13 protein-coding genes are annotated in these 14,594 nt (G+C 60.3%); 7 read left to right on the top strand and 6 right to left on the bottom strand.

Going from position 1 to position 14,594, the window contains the following annotated elements:
- Window positions 1-98 precede the first annotated feature (98 nt).
- Entirely contained in the window at window positions 99-1,553 is a 1,455-nt protein-coding gene (locus ACA074_RS07550; RefSeq protein WP_497678722.1) for a TrkH family potassium uptake protein, read from the top strand.
- On the opposite strand, the gene ACA074_RS07545 is transcribed toward ACA074_RS07550, so the two are convergent.
- Window positions 1,510-2,571: an AraC family transcriptional regulator gene (locus ACA074_RS07545; protein WP_401268954.1), complete on the bottom strand. Its 1,062-nt coding sequence runs from the start codon at window positions 2,569-2,571 to the stop codon at window positions 1,510-1,512. The two genes, ACA074_RS07550 and ACA074_RS07545, sit on opposite strands and share 44 nt — an antisense overlap.
- Window positions 2,572-2,735: 164 nt before the next feature.
- Here ACA074_RS07545 and ACA074_RS07540 point away from each other — a divergent pair, with 164 nt between their 5' ends.
- Both ACA074_RS07540 and ACA074_RS07535 read left to right on the top strand, forming a co-directional pair.
- Window positions 2,736-3,047, top strand: a complete 312-nt coding sequence (locus tag ACA074_RS07540) for an Mpo1-like protein (protein ID WP_187677323.1) — start codon at window positions 2,736-2,738, stop codon at window positions 3,045-3,047.
- Window positions 3,048-3,069: 22 nt separating this feature from the next.
- Window positions 3,070-3,654 carry an HD domain-containing protein gene (locus tag ACA074_RS07535; protein ID WP_187677322.1) on the top strand — a complete coding sequence of 195 codons (585 nt, stop codon included), beginning with the start codon at window positions 3,070-3,072 and terminating at the stop codon, window positions 3,652-3,654.
- A gap of 79 nt (window positions 3,655-3,733) precedes the next feature.
- Here the strand turns inward: ACA074_RS07535 and ACA074_RS07530 are convergent, their stop codons facing one another.
- A complete protein-coding gene (locus ACA074_RS07530; RefSeq protein ID WP_497678721.1) occupies window positions 3,734-4,549 on the bottom strand; it encodes a UDP-2,3-diacylglucosamine diphosphatase in 816 nt (271 codons plus the stop codon).
- A gap of 135 nt (window positions 4,550-4,684) precedes the next feature.
- On the opposite strand from ACA074_RS07530, the gene ACA074_RS07525 reads away from it, so the two are divergent.
- Entirely contained in the window at window positions 4,685-5,449 is a 765-nt protein-coding gene (locus ACA074_RS07525; protein WP_489878482.1) for a helix-turn-helix transcriptional regulator, read from the top strand.
- A 127-nt stretch (window positions 5,450-5,576) separates the two neighbouring features.
- Window positions 5,577-6,470 carry a DMT family transporter gene (locus tag ACA074_RS07520; protein WP_187677319.1) on the top strand — a complete coding sequence of 298 codons (894 nt, stop codon included), beginning with the start codon at window positions 5,577-5,579 and terminating at the stop codon, window positions 6,468-6,470.
- Here the strand turns inward: ACA074_RS07520 and ACA074_RS07515 are convergent.
- Window positions 6,464-6,751: an Rdx family protein gene (locus ACA074_RS07515; protein WP_095187805.1), complete on the bottom strand. Its 288-nt coding sequence runs from the start codon at window positions 6,749-6,751 to the stop codon at window positions 6,464-6,466. The genes ACA074_RS07520 and ACA074_RS07515 overlap by 7 nt on opposite strands.
- Before the next feature lie 71 nt (window positions 6,752-6,822).
- On the opposite strand from ACA074_RS07515, the gene ACA074_RS07510 reads away from it, so the two are divergent.
- On the top strand, window positions 6,823-9,012 hold the full coding sequence (locus tag ACA074_RS07510; protein WP_489878480.1) for a patatin-like phospholipase family protein: 2,190 nt from the start codon (window positions 6,823-6,825) through the stop codon (window positions 9,010-9,012).
- A gap of 106 nt (window positions 9,013-9,118) precedes the next feature.
- Here the strand turns inward: ACA074_RS07510 and ACA074_RS07505 are convergent, their stop codons facing one another.
- The 3 genes from ACA074_RS07505 to recQ form a co-directional block, all read right to left on the bottom strand.
- Window positions 9,119-10,903, bottom strand: a complete 1,785-nt coding sequence (locus ACA074_RS07505) for a motility hub landmark protein FimV (protein WP_497678720.1) — start codon at window positions 10,901-10,903, stop codon at window positions 9,119-9,121.
- A gap of 127 nt (window positions 10,904-11,030) precedes the next feature.
- The gene (locus tag ACA074_RS07500) at window positions 11,031-11,465 is read right to left on the bottom strand and encodes a MarR family transcriptional regulator (protein ID WP_187677316.1); all 435 of its coding nucleotides are present in this window, start codon (window positions 11,463-11,465) and stop codon (window positions 11,031-11,033) included.
- Between the two features lie 134 nt (window positions 11,466-11,599).
- A complete protein-coding gene (recQ, locus tag ACA074_RS07495; RefSeq protein WP_187677315.1) occupies window positions 11,600-13,729 on the bottom strand; it encodes a DNA helicase RecQ in 2,130 nt (709 codons plus the stop codon).
- 277 nt (window positions 13,730-14,006) lie between these two features.
- Between recQ and ACA074_RS07490 the strand changes: the two genes are divergently transcribed.
- Window positions 14,007-14,594: a UPF0149 family protein gene (locus tag ACA074_RS07490; RefSeq protein WP_497678719.1), complete on the top strand. Its 588-nt coding sequence runs from the start codon at window positions 14,007-14,009 to the stop codon at window positions 14,592-14,594.

The raw sequence follows: 14,594 nt of genomic DNA, 5'->3' as shown, positions 1-14,594 counted from the left end.
GCGGCTATTCTAGCTGTATCTGTCAAAGGGATGCCGGTTTACATGCCCTGCCCCACAGGTAGAATGGCGCCCTTCCCACATCAGCCCGAGCGGACTTCATGGCGTTGCCGACCTTACGGATCATTGGTTTCATCATCGGCATCTTCCTGATCACCCTGGCGATTGCCATGGTCGTGCCCATGGCCACCCTGGTGATTTTCGATCGCACCGGCGATCTGCCGTCGTTCCTCTGGGCAAGCATGATCACCTTCGTCGCCGGCCTCGCGCTGGTGATTCCCGGTCGCCCGGAACACATTCATCTGCGCCCGCGCGACATGTACCTGCTGACCGTCAGCAGTTGGCTGGTGGTATGTATCTTCGCGGCGCTGCCGTTTCTGCTGACCCAGCACATCAGCTACACCGACTCGTTTTTCGAAAGCATGTCCGGCATCACCGCCACCGGTTCGACCGTACTCAGCGGCCTGGACACCATGTCGCCCGGCATCCTGATGTGGCGCTCGCTGCTGCACTGGCTTGGCGGCATTGGCTTTATCGGCATGGCGGTAGCGATTCTGCCGCTGCTGCGCATCGGTGGCATGCGCCTGTTCCAGACCGAATCGTCAGACCGCTCGGAAAAGGTCATGCCGCGCTCGCACATGGTGGCGCGACTGATCGTGGCGGCTTACGTCGGCATCACCATCCTCGGCAGCCTGGCGTTCTGGTGGGCCGGGATGAGCCTGTTCGACGCGATCAATCATGCGATGTCGGCGATTTCCACCGGCGGGTTCTCGACCTCCGACCAGTCGCTGGCCAAGTGGACGCAACCGGCGGTGCACTGGGTGGCGGTGGTGGTCATGATTCTCGGCAGCTTGCCGTTTACCCTCTACGTAGCCACGTTGCGGGGCAACCGCAAGGCGCTGATCAAGGATCAACAGGTGCAGGGTTTGCTCGGCATGTTGCTGGTGACCTGGCTGGTGCTCGGCACCTGGTATTGGTGGACGACCAATCTGCATTGGCTCGAAGCTTTGCGCCATGTGGCGCTGAACGTGACGTCGGTGCTGACCACCACCGGTTTTGCCCTCGGTGATTACAGCCTGTGGGGCAACTTCTCGCTGATGCTGTTTTTCTATCTGGGTTTTGTGGGTGGCTGCTCGGGCTCGACTGCCGGCGGGATCAAGATCTTCCGTTTCCAGGTCGCCTACATCCTGCTCAAGGCCAACCTTAACCAGTTGATCCACCCGCGCGCGGTGATCAAGCAGAAGTACAACGGTCACCGCCTCGACGAAGAGATCGTGCGCTCGATTCTGACCTTCTCGTTCTTCTTCGCCATCACCATCTGCGTGATCGCCCTGCTGCTGTCACTGTTGGGCGTGGACTGGATGACCGCGCTGACCGGCGCCGCCAGTACCGTATCCGGCGTAGGCCCGGGGTTGGGCGAAACCATTGGCCCGGCGGGCAACTTCGCGACGCTGCCGGATGCTGCCAAGTGGATCCTGTCGTTCGGCATGCTGCTCGGCCGACTGGAGATCATCACGGTGTTTGTGCTGTGTATTCCGGCCTTTTGGCGTCACTGATCGCATTCGGCGCCTGTAACAACCGCGCCCGGTAATCGCCGGGCGTGGTGTCGAACCAACGCCGGAACGCGCGAAAGAAATTGCTCGGATCGGCAAAACCCAACAGATAGGCGATTTCCAGCAGGGTCATGCTCGGTTGCGCCAGGTACTGCTCGGCCAGTTCGCGGCGGGTGTCATCGAGCAATTGCTGAAAACTCGTGCCCTCCTCCTGCAACCGGCGCTGCAGCGTGCGCTGCGACAAGTGCAAGGTCTGCGCGACGGTATCGCGCTTGGGCTCACCCTGCGGCAGCAAACGGCAGAGCACCTGGCGGGCCTTGTGGGTCACGCGACTTTCGGAAAACCGCGCCAGGTATTCCCCCGCAAACCGGTCATGCAACAGCGCCATCGCCTCGTTGGCGGTGGGCAGCGGCGCTTCCATGTCGGCGCGCTCGAAAATCAACGCGTCGTAAGGTGCGTTAAACGTCAGCGGTGCATGGAAAGCCTGTTTGTAAGGTTGCAGATTTTGCGGTTCATCGCCCTGCACCAGCACTTTGACCGGGTGCAGCGTGCGCCCGCTCAGCCAGCCACACAGGGCCAACGCACACGCCAGCGAGGCTTCGGCGCTTTGCCGGGTCGGCGGCAGGTGGTCGCCATGCACCGTCAGAATCAGCGCATAACCTTCTTCCAGCAGGCGAAAGCTCAGGTCGGCACTCTCGGCAATGATCCGCTGATAGCGCACCAGTCGCTGAAAGCCTTCGGCCAACGTGTTGCTGGACATCAGCGCATAACCGGCGACATGAAACGACGCCGGTCGCACCACTTTGCCCATGTTCAGGCCGATCGCCGGGTTGCCGGACAGCTCGACCGCCCGTTGCCAGAGTCGGGTCATGGAATCTTGCGGGAAGCGCGCATCCGGATCATCCAGGGCGGCGTAATCGAGCCCCAACTGCTTGAACAGAACCCGGCAATCCAGGCCGTCCATCTCCAATGCTTTGACAATCCCCATCGCCCAACTTGCAGAAGTCGTTCGTTCGCTCATGGTGTTTTTCTTTTACATGAGGGGCCGCGTGCTACGGCCTGATTTGCGAAGGATACTAAAGTGGCGCCGATAGTCACTGGCCCACGCCAATGATCACTCTAGACTCAAATAAGCTACCCGCAGAACAACTCGTCGCCAGAACAACAACCACAGAGAACGCGGTCGTGGAAAACATCAAGCATTTCAACAGCTTCGCTGAGTTTTACCCGTATTACCTCAGCGAACACAGCAATAGCACCTGTCGTCGCCTGCATTTCATCGGCACGACACTGGTGATTTTTATTCTCGCGCTGACCATCGCCAAGGGTGCCTGGCTGCTGTTGCTGGCCTTGCCGCTGGCCGGTTACAGCTTCGCCTGGGTCGGGCATTTCTTCTTTGAAAAGAATCGACCGGCGACTTTTCAGCATCCGCTGTACAGCTTGCTCGGCGATTTCGCCATGTACCGCGACATGATTCTGGGTCGCGTGGCCTTCTGAAAACCGACATTGAGGATGGCCAATGAACGCCAATGCCCGCTTCACCCACATGAAGGACGGTACGCAGGAGGACTGGGCGATCATCGCCGCAGACTTCAGTGCCTACGCCAAACAGCTGCCATCACGGATCATGACCCACCTGAAATTGCTTGAAGGTGATTTCGGCGGTTTCCCCGTGGATCGCCTGACCCACTCGCTGCAAACCGCGACCCGCGCGTATCGTGACGGGCGTGACGAGGAATATGTGGTGTGCGCGTTGTTGCATGACATCGGCGACACCCTCGGTTCTTACAACCATCCGGACATTGCCGCGGCGATTCTCAAGCCGTTCGTCAGTGCCGAAAACCTTTGGATGGTGGAAAAGCACGGGATCTTCCAGGGCTATTACTTCTTCCATCACCTGGGCATGGATCGGCACCTGCGCGAGCAGTTCAAGGAGCACCCGCAGTTTCAGGCGACCGCCGAATTCTGCGCAAAATACGACGCGGCGGCGTTCGACCCGGCGTATGACACCCTGCCGCTAAGCTTTTTCGAGCCGATGATGCAGCGGTTGTTTGCCCAGCCGAAGCACTCGATTTACAAGGCGGCGATGGAAGAACACGCCTGAAGATCAAAAGCTCGCAGCCTTCGGCAGCTCCTGCATGAGGCCATGTGCAGGAGCTGCCGAAGGCTGCGAGCTTTTGCTTTTAAGCGATCTCGGCCACTTTGGCAGTCTTGAGTTCAGCCTCACGCGCCTGCGCATCCGCCAACCGATAAAGCTCGATCTTGCCGTCCCAGTGTTCGATCAACGCCGTACACGACTCCACCCAATCGCCACAATTGAGGTAATCCACCTCGCCGACCTTACGGATCTCGGCATGGTGAATGTGCCCGCACACCACGCCATGCAATTCACGCTTCACGCACTCATGGGCGATCGCTTCTTCAAAATCGCTGATGAAGCTCACGGCGGTCTTCACTTTGTGTTTGAGATAGGCCGAAAGGGACCAGTAACCGTAGCCATACCGCGCGCGCCAATGGTTGAGCCAGCGATTGAGCGTCAGCGTAAATTCGTAGGCCGAGTCGCCGAGAAACGCCAGCCAGCGGTGGTATCGAGTGATCACATCAAACTGGTCACCGTGAATCACCAGCAGATGCCGGCCATCCGCCGTGACATGCACAGCCTCATCGACCAACTGAATGTTGCCCAGAATCAGTTTCGAATAACGACGCAGGAATTCATCGTGGTTGCCGGTGACGTAGATAACCTCGGTGCCGCGCTTGCTCATGGTCAGCAGGCGGCGAATCACGTTGGTGTGCGCTTGCGGCCAGTACATGCCGCCACGCAGTTTCCAGCCGTCGATGATGTCGCCGACCAGATAGATCTTGTCGGCGTGATAGCCCTTGAGAAATTGCGACAAGTGTTCGGCCTGGCAATCCCGAGTGCCCAGATGCACGTCGGAGATCCACAAGGTGCGCACCCGTTGTTTGCGGCTGGGTTTGGCGAGCTCGGCGCTGGTCATGGGCAACCCTCTGCGATGTTTTCGCCACAGTGCGCCCGTCCGGTTAATCGACCATGACAGTCACGAGTCAGTCCTGTGACAGCGCATTCCGGGGGCGCTGGTGTAGACTGGCGATCACTTCGGAGACGATCTGCCATGCGACCGATCCTTACCTTGCGTCAGTACACCCGCGATCTGATCGTCCACAGCCACGAGCACGCCCAACTGGTGTTCGGCCTGTCCGGCGCGCTGGATTTCGAGGTGGAAGGCTGTGGCAGTCAGGTGCGTCAGCAGAGCTTCGTGGTGGTCCCCTCCGGCGCCCATCACGCCTGCGGCAGTCCACAGGGCAGTCGTTGTCTGGTGCTGGATATTCCCGATGGGCAATGGGTCGCGGATTCACTCGGTGACCATGCCGACGCCAGTCGCCGCTTGCTCGACAACCCTGCGCGCCTGTCGCTGGATTCCGGGCAAAGCCAGTTGGTCAACTGGCTGGCGAACAGTCCGGTCACCGATCCAGTGATTGCACAGCAAGGTGCAGTGCTGTTGTTGGCCAGTCTGAATCACGCCAAACCTGCCGAACTCTGCACTCGGCGCCTGCCCTACGCGGCGCTGGATGCGCACATTGAGCAAAACGCTGCATACCCGCTGCAAGTCGCCGATCTGGCGCAAGTGGCCGGGTTGTCTACGGCGCGCCTGCACGCACGGTTTGTCGCTGAATGCGGGCAGACACCGATGGACTACATTCGCAGTCGGCGGCTGCACAAGGCCATGGGCCTGCTGCGCGAGACTGCGCTGCCCATCGGTGAAATCGCCAGTCGCGTTGGCTACAGCTCGCAAAGCGCTTTCTCGGCCGCTGTCCTGCGTGAGTTTGGTTCATCGCCCGGCCAGCTACGACGCGATTCCTGCAACAAAACCCGATAGTCCGCCGACAGACATATGCGTCGTTACACGGTTCAATGTGTAGGAGCTGCCGCAGACGATTGATCGTTCCCACGCTCCTGCGTGGGAACGATCAATCAAAAAAACCTTGTCTGGATTAAGGATTGCAATGACCCCGCGTACCGCCCTCGGCGCCCTGCATATCGGCGCTCTGATGTTCGGCCTGACCGGCGTGTTCGGCAAACTCGCCGCAGCATCGCCGGCCGTGATCGTCTTCGGACGTGCCGCTTTCGCCGTACTTGCCCTGGCGTTTTTCGCCCGTTTCGCCAGCCAGAGCGGCTGGCAAAAACTGCAAGCCGTGGACTGGCGGCGCCTGGCGCTGAGCGGCGTACTGTTGGCCGGACATTGGGTGAGCTTTTTCATTGCGGTGAAGGTTGCCGGCGTGGCGATCGCGACGTTGGGCTTTGCCAGTTTCCCGGCCTTCACGGTGATTCTCGAAGGGCTGATCTTTCGTGAGCGCATCCGCGCCAATGAAATTGTGCTGGTGGTGCTGGTGAGCGTCGGTCTGGTGCTGGTGACCCCGGCGTTCGATCTGGCCAGCGGCTCTACCGTCGGTTTGCTCTGGGCGGTGCTGTCCGGGCTGTTGTTTTCCCTGCTGTCGCTGACCAACCGCGCCAGCTCCGGACGCATCCCGGCGGTGCAGGCGGCGTTGTGTCAAAACGTGGTGGTGGCGTTGTGTCTGCTGCCGGTCGCGGCGCCGCAACTGAGCGAAGTGCGCGCACTGGACTGGTTGTGGATCGCCCTGCTCGGGGTGTTCTGCACCGGCGTCGCCCACAGCCTGTTCGTCGCCAGCCTGGCGGTGATCAAGGCGCGCACCGCCGCAGTGGTGTTCGCCATGGAGCCGGTCTACGGCATCACCATCGCCTGGCTGCTGTTCAATGAGAACCCGACGTTACGCATGCTTCTCGGCGGCGCATTGATCATCGTCGCCATCGTGGTGTCGGCACGCATGTCTGGCCATGCCGACAAAAAAACCGTCGCCGCCGAAGCAACCTCTCATTGAGTACGGTCGTTGTGGCCGAGGTCGCGGTCAGGATCGATCTGATCGCGCACTCGCTGCTTGAGCACCTTGGCTTCCGGAAAACCACCATCGGCCTTGCGCTCCCAGATCTGCACGTCATCGCAAGTGATGTGAAACACCCCGCCGGTGCCCGGCACCAGTGACACTTTGCCCAGATCATCGCCGAAGGTGCTGAGCAGTTCCTGCGCCAGCCACGCGGCGCGCAGCAGCCACTGGCATTGGGTGCAATAAGTGATGACAACTTCTGCTTTTGCGACGGTCATGTTCGTGGAAACTCCTGAGACAGAGGGCGCCGCTATAATAGCCGGCTTTACCGCTTGCCCCGAGACTCACAATGCGCCGTCTGCTGTTCTGCCTGCTGCTTGGTTTCCTTCCTCTGTTCGTTTTCGCCAGCGAAACGCCGCGACCGAAAGTCGGCCTCGTGCTGTCCGGTGGTGCCGCTCGCGGGTTGGCGCACATCGGCGTGCTCAAGGCGCTGGAGGAGCAAGGCATCAAGATTGATGCGATTGCCGGCACCAGCATGGGCGCGGTGGTTGGCGGCCTGTATGCCTCGGGCTACAAGATCGACGAACTGGAAAAACTCGCCCTGAGCATCGACTGGCAACAGGCGTTGTCCGATGCGCCGCCCCGGGAAGACGTGCCGTTCCGGCGCAAGCAGGATGACCGCGATTTTCTGGTGAAGCAGAAACTGAGCTTTCGCGACGACGGCAGCGTCGGCCTGCCGCTGGGGGTGATTCAGGGCCAGAACCTGGCGCTGCTGCTGGAAAGCCTGCTGGCGCACACCAGCGACACCCGGGACTTCGACAAACTGCCGATCCCCTTCCGCGCCGTGGCCACCGACATCGCCAACGGCGAGAAAGTGGTGTTCCGCAAAGGTCACCTGCCCCAGGTGATCCGCGCCAGCATGTCGATCCCTGCGGTGTTCGCCCCGGTCGAACTTGATGGCCGGCTGCTGGTGGATGGCGGCATGACCGACAACATCCCGCTCGATGTCGCACGGGAAATGGGCGTCGACATCGCCATTGTCGTCGACATCGGCACACCGCTGCGCAACCGCAAGCAACTGACCACCGTGGTTGATGTACTTAACCAGTCGATCACCTTGATGACCCGGCGCAACTCCGAGGAGCAACTGGCCGCGCTGAAGCCGACAGACGTGCTGATCCAACCGGCGCTGGCGAGTTTCGGCGTCACTGATTTCGGCCGCGCCCAGGAAATGATAGATGCCGGTTACCGCGCTACCAAAATCCTCGATGCCCGCCTGGCACGGCTCAAACCGGTGGTTGCTCAGGATGCCCAACTCAACGCCGCGCGCGCGCCCGGCCAACGCACGCCGATCATCACCGCGATCAAGGTCGAGAATGACTCGAAAGTCGACGACGATGTGATCCGTTACTACATCCGTCAGCACATCGGCGAGCCGCTGGATCTGGGCCGACTGCATTCGGACATGGGCACCTTGTACGGCCTCGATTACTTCGAGCAGGTGCAATACCGCGTAGTGCACAAGGGTCAGGATCACACGTTGGTGATCAGCGCCCGGGGCAAGCGCAGCGGCACCGACTACCTGCGAGTCGGCCTCAACCTGTCGGACGACATGCGCGGCGCCAGCGCCTTCAACCTTGGCGCCAGCTACCGTATCAACGGCATCAACCGCCTCGGTGCGGAATGGCTGACCCGCGCACAGATCGGCGAAAAACAGGAGCTGTACAGCGAGTTTTATCAGCCACTGGACGTCGGCTCTCGCTACTTCATCGCGCCCTCGGTGGTGTTTGAGGCACAGAACGTCGATGCGGTGCTCGACAATGATCCGATCGCTCAATACCGGGTCGAGCGCTACGGAATGGCCCTGAATGTCGGTCGGCAGATCGGCAACAATGGCGAAGTGCGTTTGGGTGTCGGTGAAGCCTGGGGCAAGGCCGACGTGCGTATTGGCGATCAGGATCTGCCCAGCGAAAACTTCAACGAAGGCTTCTATTCGTTGAAATATTCCTACGACTCGCTGGACAACGTTTACTACCCGCACGAGGGCAAGGACGTCAGCTTGACCTTCCTGCAATTTGAACCGAGCCTGGGTTCAGACACACGCTACCGACAATGGGAATTCAAACTCGATAAAGCCATGAGTCACGGACCCGACACGCTGATTCTGGGGGGACGCTATGGCCGCACACTCGACGACACCAATGTGGTGACGTCGAGCTTCCTGCTCGGCGGCGCTCGGCAGTTGTCAGGTTTCCGTGAGGACGCGATTTCCGGGCAGAACGTCAGTTTGATGCGGGCGGTGTATTACCGTCGGCTGACACCGCGTTCGTATCTGCCGCTGGATTTCCCGCTGTACGCCGGCGCCTCGCTGGAACGTGGGCGAGCGTGGAACAACGATAATGAATTCGACAGTGGCTACATTAATGCGGCCAGTGTGTTTATTGGCTTCGATACACCACTGGGGCCGTTGAATTTCAGTTATGGGTTGAATGATGCGAATGAGCAGGCTGTGTATTTGAATCTGGGCCAAACCTTTTGAATACCCCTGTAGGAGCTGTCGAGTGAAACGAGGCTGCGATCTTTTGATCTTGCTTTGAAAAGATCGTCCGATCGCGGCCCGAGCCTTCGGCAGCTTCTACAGGGGATCAGCGGATGCCTGCCAGAAGGGTCCGCGCGGTTTGCTTTAAAGGCTCATCCCCTTCCTTGAGCAATTCATTGAGCAACGCAATCGCGCTGTCGATATCGCCGTCATCGATGCAGGTCTGAGCCTGTTCGAGCTTCCCGGAACCTGCCGCCTCTTCGGGCTCCGACATTTGCAACGCCAACGGCTCCAGCGCGAGCGATGGCTCCGGATCAGAAAACTCATTGAGAAAGTCATCGTCCAGCGGCTGCGCGTCCGGCTCGGGGATCCACTCAAGCTCGGCTTCCTCGCTGGTCGCGGTTTCCGGCAATTCAAAGTCCTGCGGCAACACTTGCAGGCTGGAACCCAAAGCGGACGCTTCGGCTGGTGGCTGAACCGGTGCCGCACGGCTGTCCTCCAGATCCCAGCTGGAATCCATCGACAACTCATCCAGATTCAACTCGAAATCATGTTCAGCCGCAGCGGATTCGGGAGCGGCAACAATGACAGGCGTAATGCTGGCGACCAATGGCGCCGTTGCCGCCAGCGGCTCAGTACTCGTCAGTTTCGGATGCCGGGCGCGAATATCCTGCAACTGGTGAGCCTCCACTCCACGCGCACGCAAATGACTTTCCTGCTGCTCGTAAGCAGCACTATCGCCCTGACGCCCCAGCACCTCGAGCAATTGCAGGCCGATATCGATGCGGTCCGGCTCCTTGTGCTGCGCATCGCGCAACAACCCGGCTGCTTCGCCAAGTCGCCCGTATGCCAGGTAAATGCCCACGGCTTCCAGGACATCACCCGCCGCCGGCTCTTCACGATGCTCGGCTGAGGCGTGAGTCCTGACCGGTTCGGCGCTCTCGGATTCATCCACATCGACCTCATTGCGCAGCGGCAACAACGGCACTGGTGTGTCACTCGGCACCTTTTGTTGGCGTCGACGGTGAACGAACAACGCAGCCAATGCCCCCAGCAGTAACAACAAACCTCCGAGCAGTGGCCAGTTCAACCCGTCGTCCGTGGACTCGACCGGTACAACAACCGCAGCAGGTGCCGGAGTTACCACCGGCGCTGGCGGTGGCTTCTGAGATTCGGCCAAGCGTGTCTGCAGATCACTGACCTGCTTCTTGCCGTCGGCAATCTGCACATCCTGTGCCTGCAATTTCGCATTCAGCTCGTCCAGGGACTTTTGCAATTGTTGGCTCTGCAGCACGCTGGCGGCCAATTGCTCGGCCAGCGCCTCGTTGGCCGGCGCCGTCGTCGGTGGTGGCACCGCAGGTGTTCCGCGCTTGCCCTGCGCTGCCTGGGGCAGCGCGGTGACCGGTTCGACCGTGGGAAACGCCGAAGACTGCGCGCGCGGATCCGGTTCATCGGTGGCTGGCACGATACCCGGCGAGCCCGGCGGATCGATCAGTATGGTGTATTCGCGCAACACGCGGCCATTGGGCTGATTGAGCTGCACGAGGAAATTCAGAAAGGGTTCATTGACCGGTTTGCTGGAGGTGACCCGGATCATCTGGCGATTGCCATGCAGGATCGGCGTGAACTTGAGGTCGTTGAGAAAGAACACCCGTTCGACCCCGGCACTGCCGAATTCGTCTGCCGTGGCCAGGCTCACCGACAGGTCACTTTGCGCCAAAGCACCGACATCGATCAGCGCAATATCGGCCTTGAGCGGCTGATTAAGGCCCGAATGAACCGTGATGTCACCCAGCCCCAGAGCCAACGACAAGGTTGAATAGCCGACGGCGCCAGCGACCAACAGCCCTTTGGCGCAAATGCGCAGTACCACGTGCCAACTTGCGAGCATGAGCATCCCTTTAATAAGCAAAACCGACTTCTATGCGTTCGCACATCCGGTACGAACACGATATTGCCTAGTAGTTCTTATAGCTTGCTCAGCGCGATCCCTCAAAAAACCGGCACGTGGTTATGCCTCAAGATTTTTCCAGGTTGCCCAGAATGTGCCCGTGAACTCGCATGCACACCTTCAAATCCGCCTCGTCGACGCCTTCGAACAATTCGTGACGCAGTTGGGTGGCAATGGTTTCAATCTGCTCAATCAGTGGCAGGGCCGGGGCACAGAGGACGATTTTTTTCGCCCGGCGGTCTTCCATCACGGACTGGCGTTGCACCAGACCCTGGCCTTCCAGACTATCGAGCAAGCGTGCCAGCGTCGGGCCTTCAACGCCGACGCTTTGCGCCAGCTCTCGCTGGGTCGGGGCGTCTTCGAAACGCGCCAGGTGCAGCAGCACCAGCCAGCGTGCCTGGGACAGCCCCAGGCCCGCCAGCCGGCGGTCCAGTTCGGCACGCCAGCCGCGCGACATCTGGGCCAGTTGCATGCCAAAGCGGTGTTGATCGGTTAACGGCATAAAACTCTCGTGATTAAACTGAAGTAATAGAGAAAAACTAATTATTAGTCAGCTAAGCATGAGCTGCAGCTATAGGCAAGTGGCGCTCTGTACTGAATCGTTACAACTGTATGGGGCTTGGCGCAAACGCCGCCTTACATTTCGAATTCCGATTGCAGCGCAGCCCGCACGCAATAAAGAACACCTTCTGGAACACGACCAGCAAACAGCTCAGCCACTTCGGCGACCGGCGGCAGTTCGCCCTCGCCGTCAAGGAATGCGTCCTGCACTTCACCCATCAGTTCTTCCGGCAGGTCGAGCGCCTGCTCCAGCGATAACTGCTGCTTGCCAATAGCCTCGGCGAGCATGGTGTAGACGTTCTTTTCCGAGCATTGCAACTGACCGGCGATCTGCATCGGCGTCATGCCGGCGCGAGCCAGGGTGATCAATTCGTGACGCACGTCGGCCACCACTTTCGGCGCCTCCGCTTCGCCGCCGAGCACTTCGAGGAAGGCCTCGCCATAACGTTCCAGCTTGCGCGCGCCGACGCCGCTGACACGAGCCATATCCGCCAGCGATGTCGGTTGGCTGCGGAGCATTTCCAGCAAGGTCGAGTCGGGGAAGATGACGTACGGCGGCACACCATGCTCTTCGGCGAGTTTGCGCCGCAGCGCACGCAGGGCTTCCCACTGTTCGCGCTCTTCGCCGCGCACCAATTGGCTGGCCGGGCTCTTGCTGCCGCTTTTGGCGGTGACCTGCGGCTTGAGATCGCGGCGCAGTTCCAGCGTAACCTCGCCCTTGAGCAGCGGCCGGCAGGTGTCGCTCAGACGCAGGCCGCCGTAGCCTTCGTGATCGACATCGGCCAGGCCGCGCGCCACCAACTGGCGGAACAGCGAGCGCCATTCACTCTCGCTCAGCGCCTTGCCGACGCCGTACACAGAGAGATGCTGATGGCCGAAGCTGCGAATCTTTTCGTTGTCCTTGCCCAGCAGCACATCGACCAGATGGCCGACGCCATAACGCTGACCGGTGCGATAGATCGCCGACAGCGCCTGACGTGCAGGCTCGGTGGCGTCCCAGGTCTGCACGCCATCGACGCAGTTGTCGCAATGGCCGCAAGGTTCGGCCATCTCTTCATCGAAATAGGCCAGCAGGGTCTGACGACGGCAGCGGGTCTCCTCACACAGCGACAGCATGGCGTCAAGCTTGTGCTGCTCCAGACGCTTGTGACGTTCGTCACCTTCGGAGTTCTGCAGCATCTGCTTGAGCATCACCACGTCTTGCAGGCCGTAGGCCATCCACGCATCCGCCGGCAGACCGTCACGGCCGCCGCGTCCGGTTTCCTGGTAATACGCCTCAAGGGATTTCGGCAGATCGAGGTGAGCGACGAAGCGCACGTTGGGCTTGTCGATGCCCATACCGAACGCCACGGTGGCGACCATGATCAACCCTTCCTCATTTAAGAAGCGCTTCTGATTGAACGCACGCAGCTCATTGGGCAGGCCGGCGTGATAAGGCAGCGCGGGGAAACCCTGCTCGCTGAGGAACGCCGCAACTTCCTCGACCTTTTTACGCGACAGGCAATAGACGATGCCGGCATCGCTGCGCCGCTCGGCCAGAAACGCCAGCAACTGCTTGCGTGGCTGCTCCTTGGGCACGATGCGATAGAAGATGTTCGGCCGGTCGAAGCTCGACAGGAAGCGCTCGGCGTTCTGCAGATGCAGGCGGGTGACGATTTCTTCGCGAGTTCGCTTGTCGGCGGTGGCAGTCAGGGCGATGCGCGGCACATCGGGGAACATCTCGGCCAATTGGCCAAGTTGCAGGTATTCCGGACGGAAGTCGTGGCCCCATTGCGATACGCAGTGGGCTTCGTCGATGGCGAACAGGGCAATGTTCAGCCCTTGCAGGAACGACAACATGCGCGGCTGCACCAGACGCTCGGGCGCCAGATACAACATCTTCACTTCACCGCGCTTGATCCGCGCCGCCAGATCACGCTGCTGTTCGGCGCTCAAAGTGGAGTTCAGCGCGGCGGCGGCCACACCCAGCTCTTCAAGGGTGGCGACCTGATCGTCCATCAAGGCGATCAACGGCGAGACAACCACCGCCAGGCCATCGCGCAACAACGCGGGCACCTGGAAGCACAGGGACTTGCCGCCACCGGTAGGCATCAGCACCAGCGCATCACCGCCGCTGGCCACGCGCTCAATGATTGCACCCTGCCGGCCACGGAAACTGTCGTAGCCGAAGATGTCCTTGAGGACGCGTTGAGCCTGTTCGAGCATAAAAACTCCAAAAATCTACCGAAACATCCCTGCTCAGGCTGGTTCAAGACAGCCTGAGCTGCTTAAACAAAACGTAAGGGCGCGTTGCATGGCGGCCGCAATACGGGCAGGGATCGCAAAACGCGGCAGTATACCCGAGCCCTCCCCCGCAGAGGGTGCCGCTGATAAGAGACTCGAGAAACCTGCCGCAATCAGGCAAATCTGCCATGCGGCTGGCTTGAGCGCTCAAGAAGGCCTAGAATTCCCGCATTGTTTATTCCCCCAAGGTAGCCCCGTAATGTCCTTCGCTGAGCAACTGACCCGCCTGCAAGTCTTCCTCGACGCCGACGAACTGCATGACGAGGCGCTGGATTACGTGGCCGCCCACGGTTACCTCACCGCGTTGTCGATCTGCGCGGAAGACGTATCGGAACGTGAGTGGATCGACGCCCTGTTCGCCGAAGAGCCGCATTACAGCAGCGAGGCACAGCGCGAAGAGATCGAAGCCACCCTGATCGGCCTCAAGGCGCACATCGCCCGCCAACTGGCGTCCGACGAAGAATTCGAACTGCCATGCGAACTGGATCTGGGCGAAGAGCCGGACGATTCGGAACTGCGTGGCTGGTGCATCGGCTTCATGGAAGGCGTGTTCCTGCGCGAAGCGGCATGGTTCGAAACCGCCGAAGAAGAAGTCAGCGAAATGCTTCTGCCGATCATGGTCGGTTCGGGCCTGTTCGACGAACAGCCAGAGTTCGAAGACATCGCCAAAGACGCCAACCTGATGGACGACATGATCGTAAAGATCCCGGAAGCCCTGACCGCGCTGTACCTGCTGTGCCAGGCTCCAGACGAAAAACCGGCGATTCTCAAGCCTCGTCACCACTAA

The sequence above is a fragment of the Pseudomonas sp. LBUM1655 genome (assembly GCF_059716085.1).
Note: the sequence above shows the minus strand (reverse complement) of the source record. Positions and strands in the feature narration are given on the sequence as shown.

Coding starts and splice junctions, on each gene's coding strand:
- ACA074_RS07535 (WP_187677322.1), top strand. CDS start 3,070: ATGAACGCCAATGCCCGCTTCACCCACATGAAGGACGGTACGCAGGAG.
- ACA074_RS07500 (WP_187677316.1), bottom strand. CDS start 11,465: ATGCCGTTAACCGATCAACACCGCTTTGGCATGCAACTGGCCCAGATG.
- recQ (WP_187677315.1), bottom strand. CDS start 13,729: ATGCTCGAACAGGCTCAACGCGTCCTCAAGGACATCTTCGGCTACGAC.
- ACA074_RS07530 (WP_497678721.1), bottom strand. CDS start 4,549: ATGACCAGCGCCGAGCTCGCCAAACCCAGCCGCAAACAACGGGTGCGC.
- ACA074_RS07505 (WP_497678720.1), bottom strand. CDS start 10,903: ATGCTCGCAAGTTGGCACGTGGTACTGCGCATTTGCGCCAAAGGGCTG.
- ACA074_RS07515 (WP_095187805.1), bottom strand. CDS start 6,751: ATGACCGTCGCAAAAGCAGAAGTTGTCATCACTTATTGCACCCAATGC.
- ACA074_RS07545 (WP_401268954.1), bottom strand. CDS start 2,571: ATGAGCGAACGAACGACTTCTGCAAGTTGGGCGATGGGGATTGTCAAA.
- ACA074_RS07490 (WP_497678719.1), top strand. CDS start 14,007: ATGTCCTTCGCTGAGCAACTGACCCGCCTGCAAGTCTTCCTCGACGCC.
- ACA074_RS07510 (WP_489878480.1), top strand. CDS start 6,823: ATGCGCCGTCTGCTGTTCTGCCTGCTGCTTGGTTTCCTTCCTCTGTTC.
- ACA074_RS07550 (WP_497678722.1), top strand. CDS start 99: ATGGCGTTGCCGACCTTACGGATCATTGGTTTCATCATCGGCATCTTC.
- ACA074_RS07525 (WP_489878482.1), top strand. CDS start 4,685: ATGCGACCGATCCTTACCTTGCGTCAGTACACCCGCGATCTGATCGTC.
- ACA074_RS07520 (WP_187677319.1), top strand. CDS start 5,577: ATGACCCCGCGTACCGCCCTCGGCGCCCTGCATATCGGCGCTCTGATG.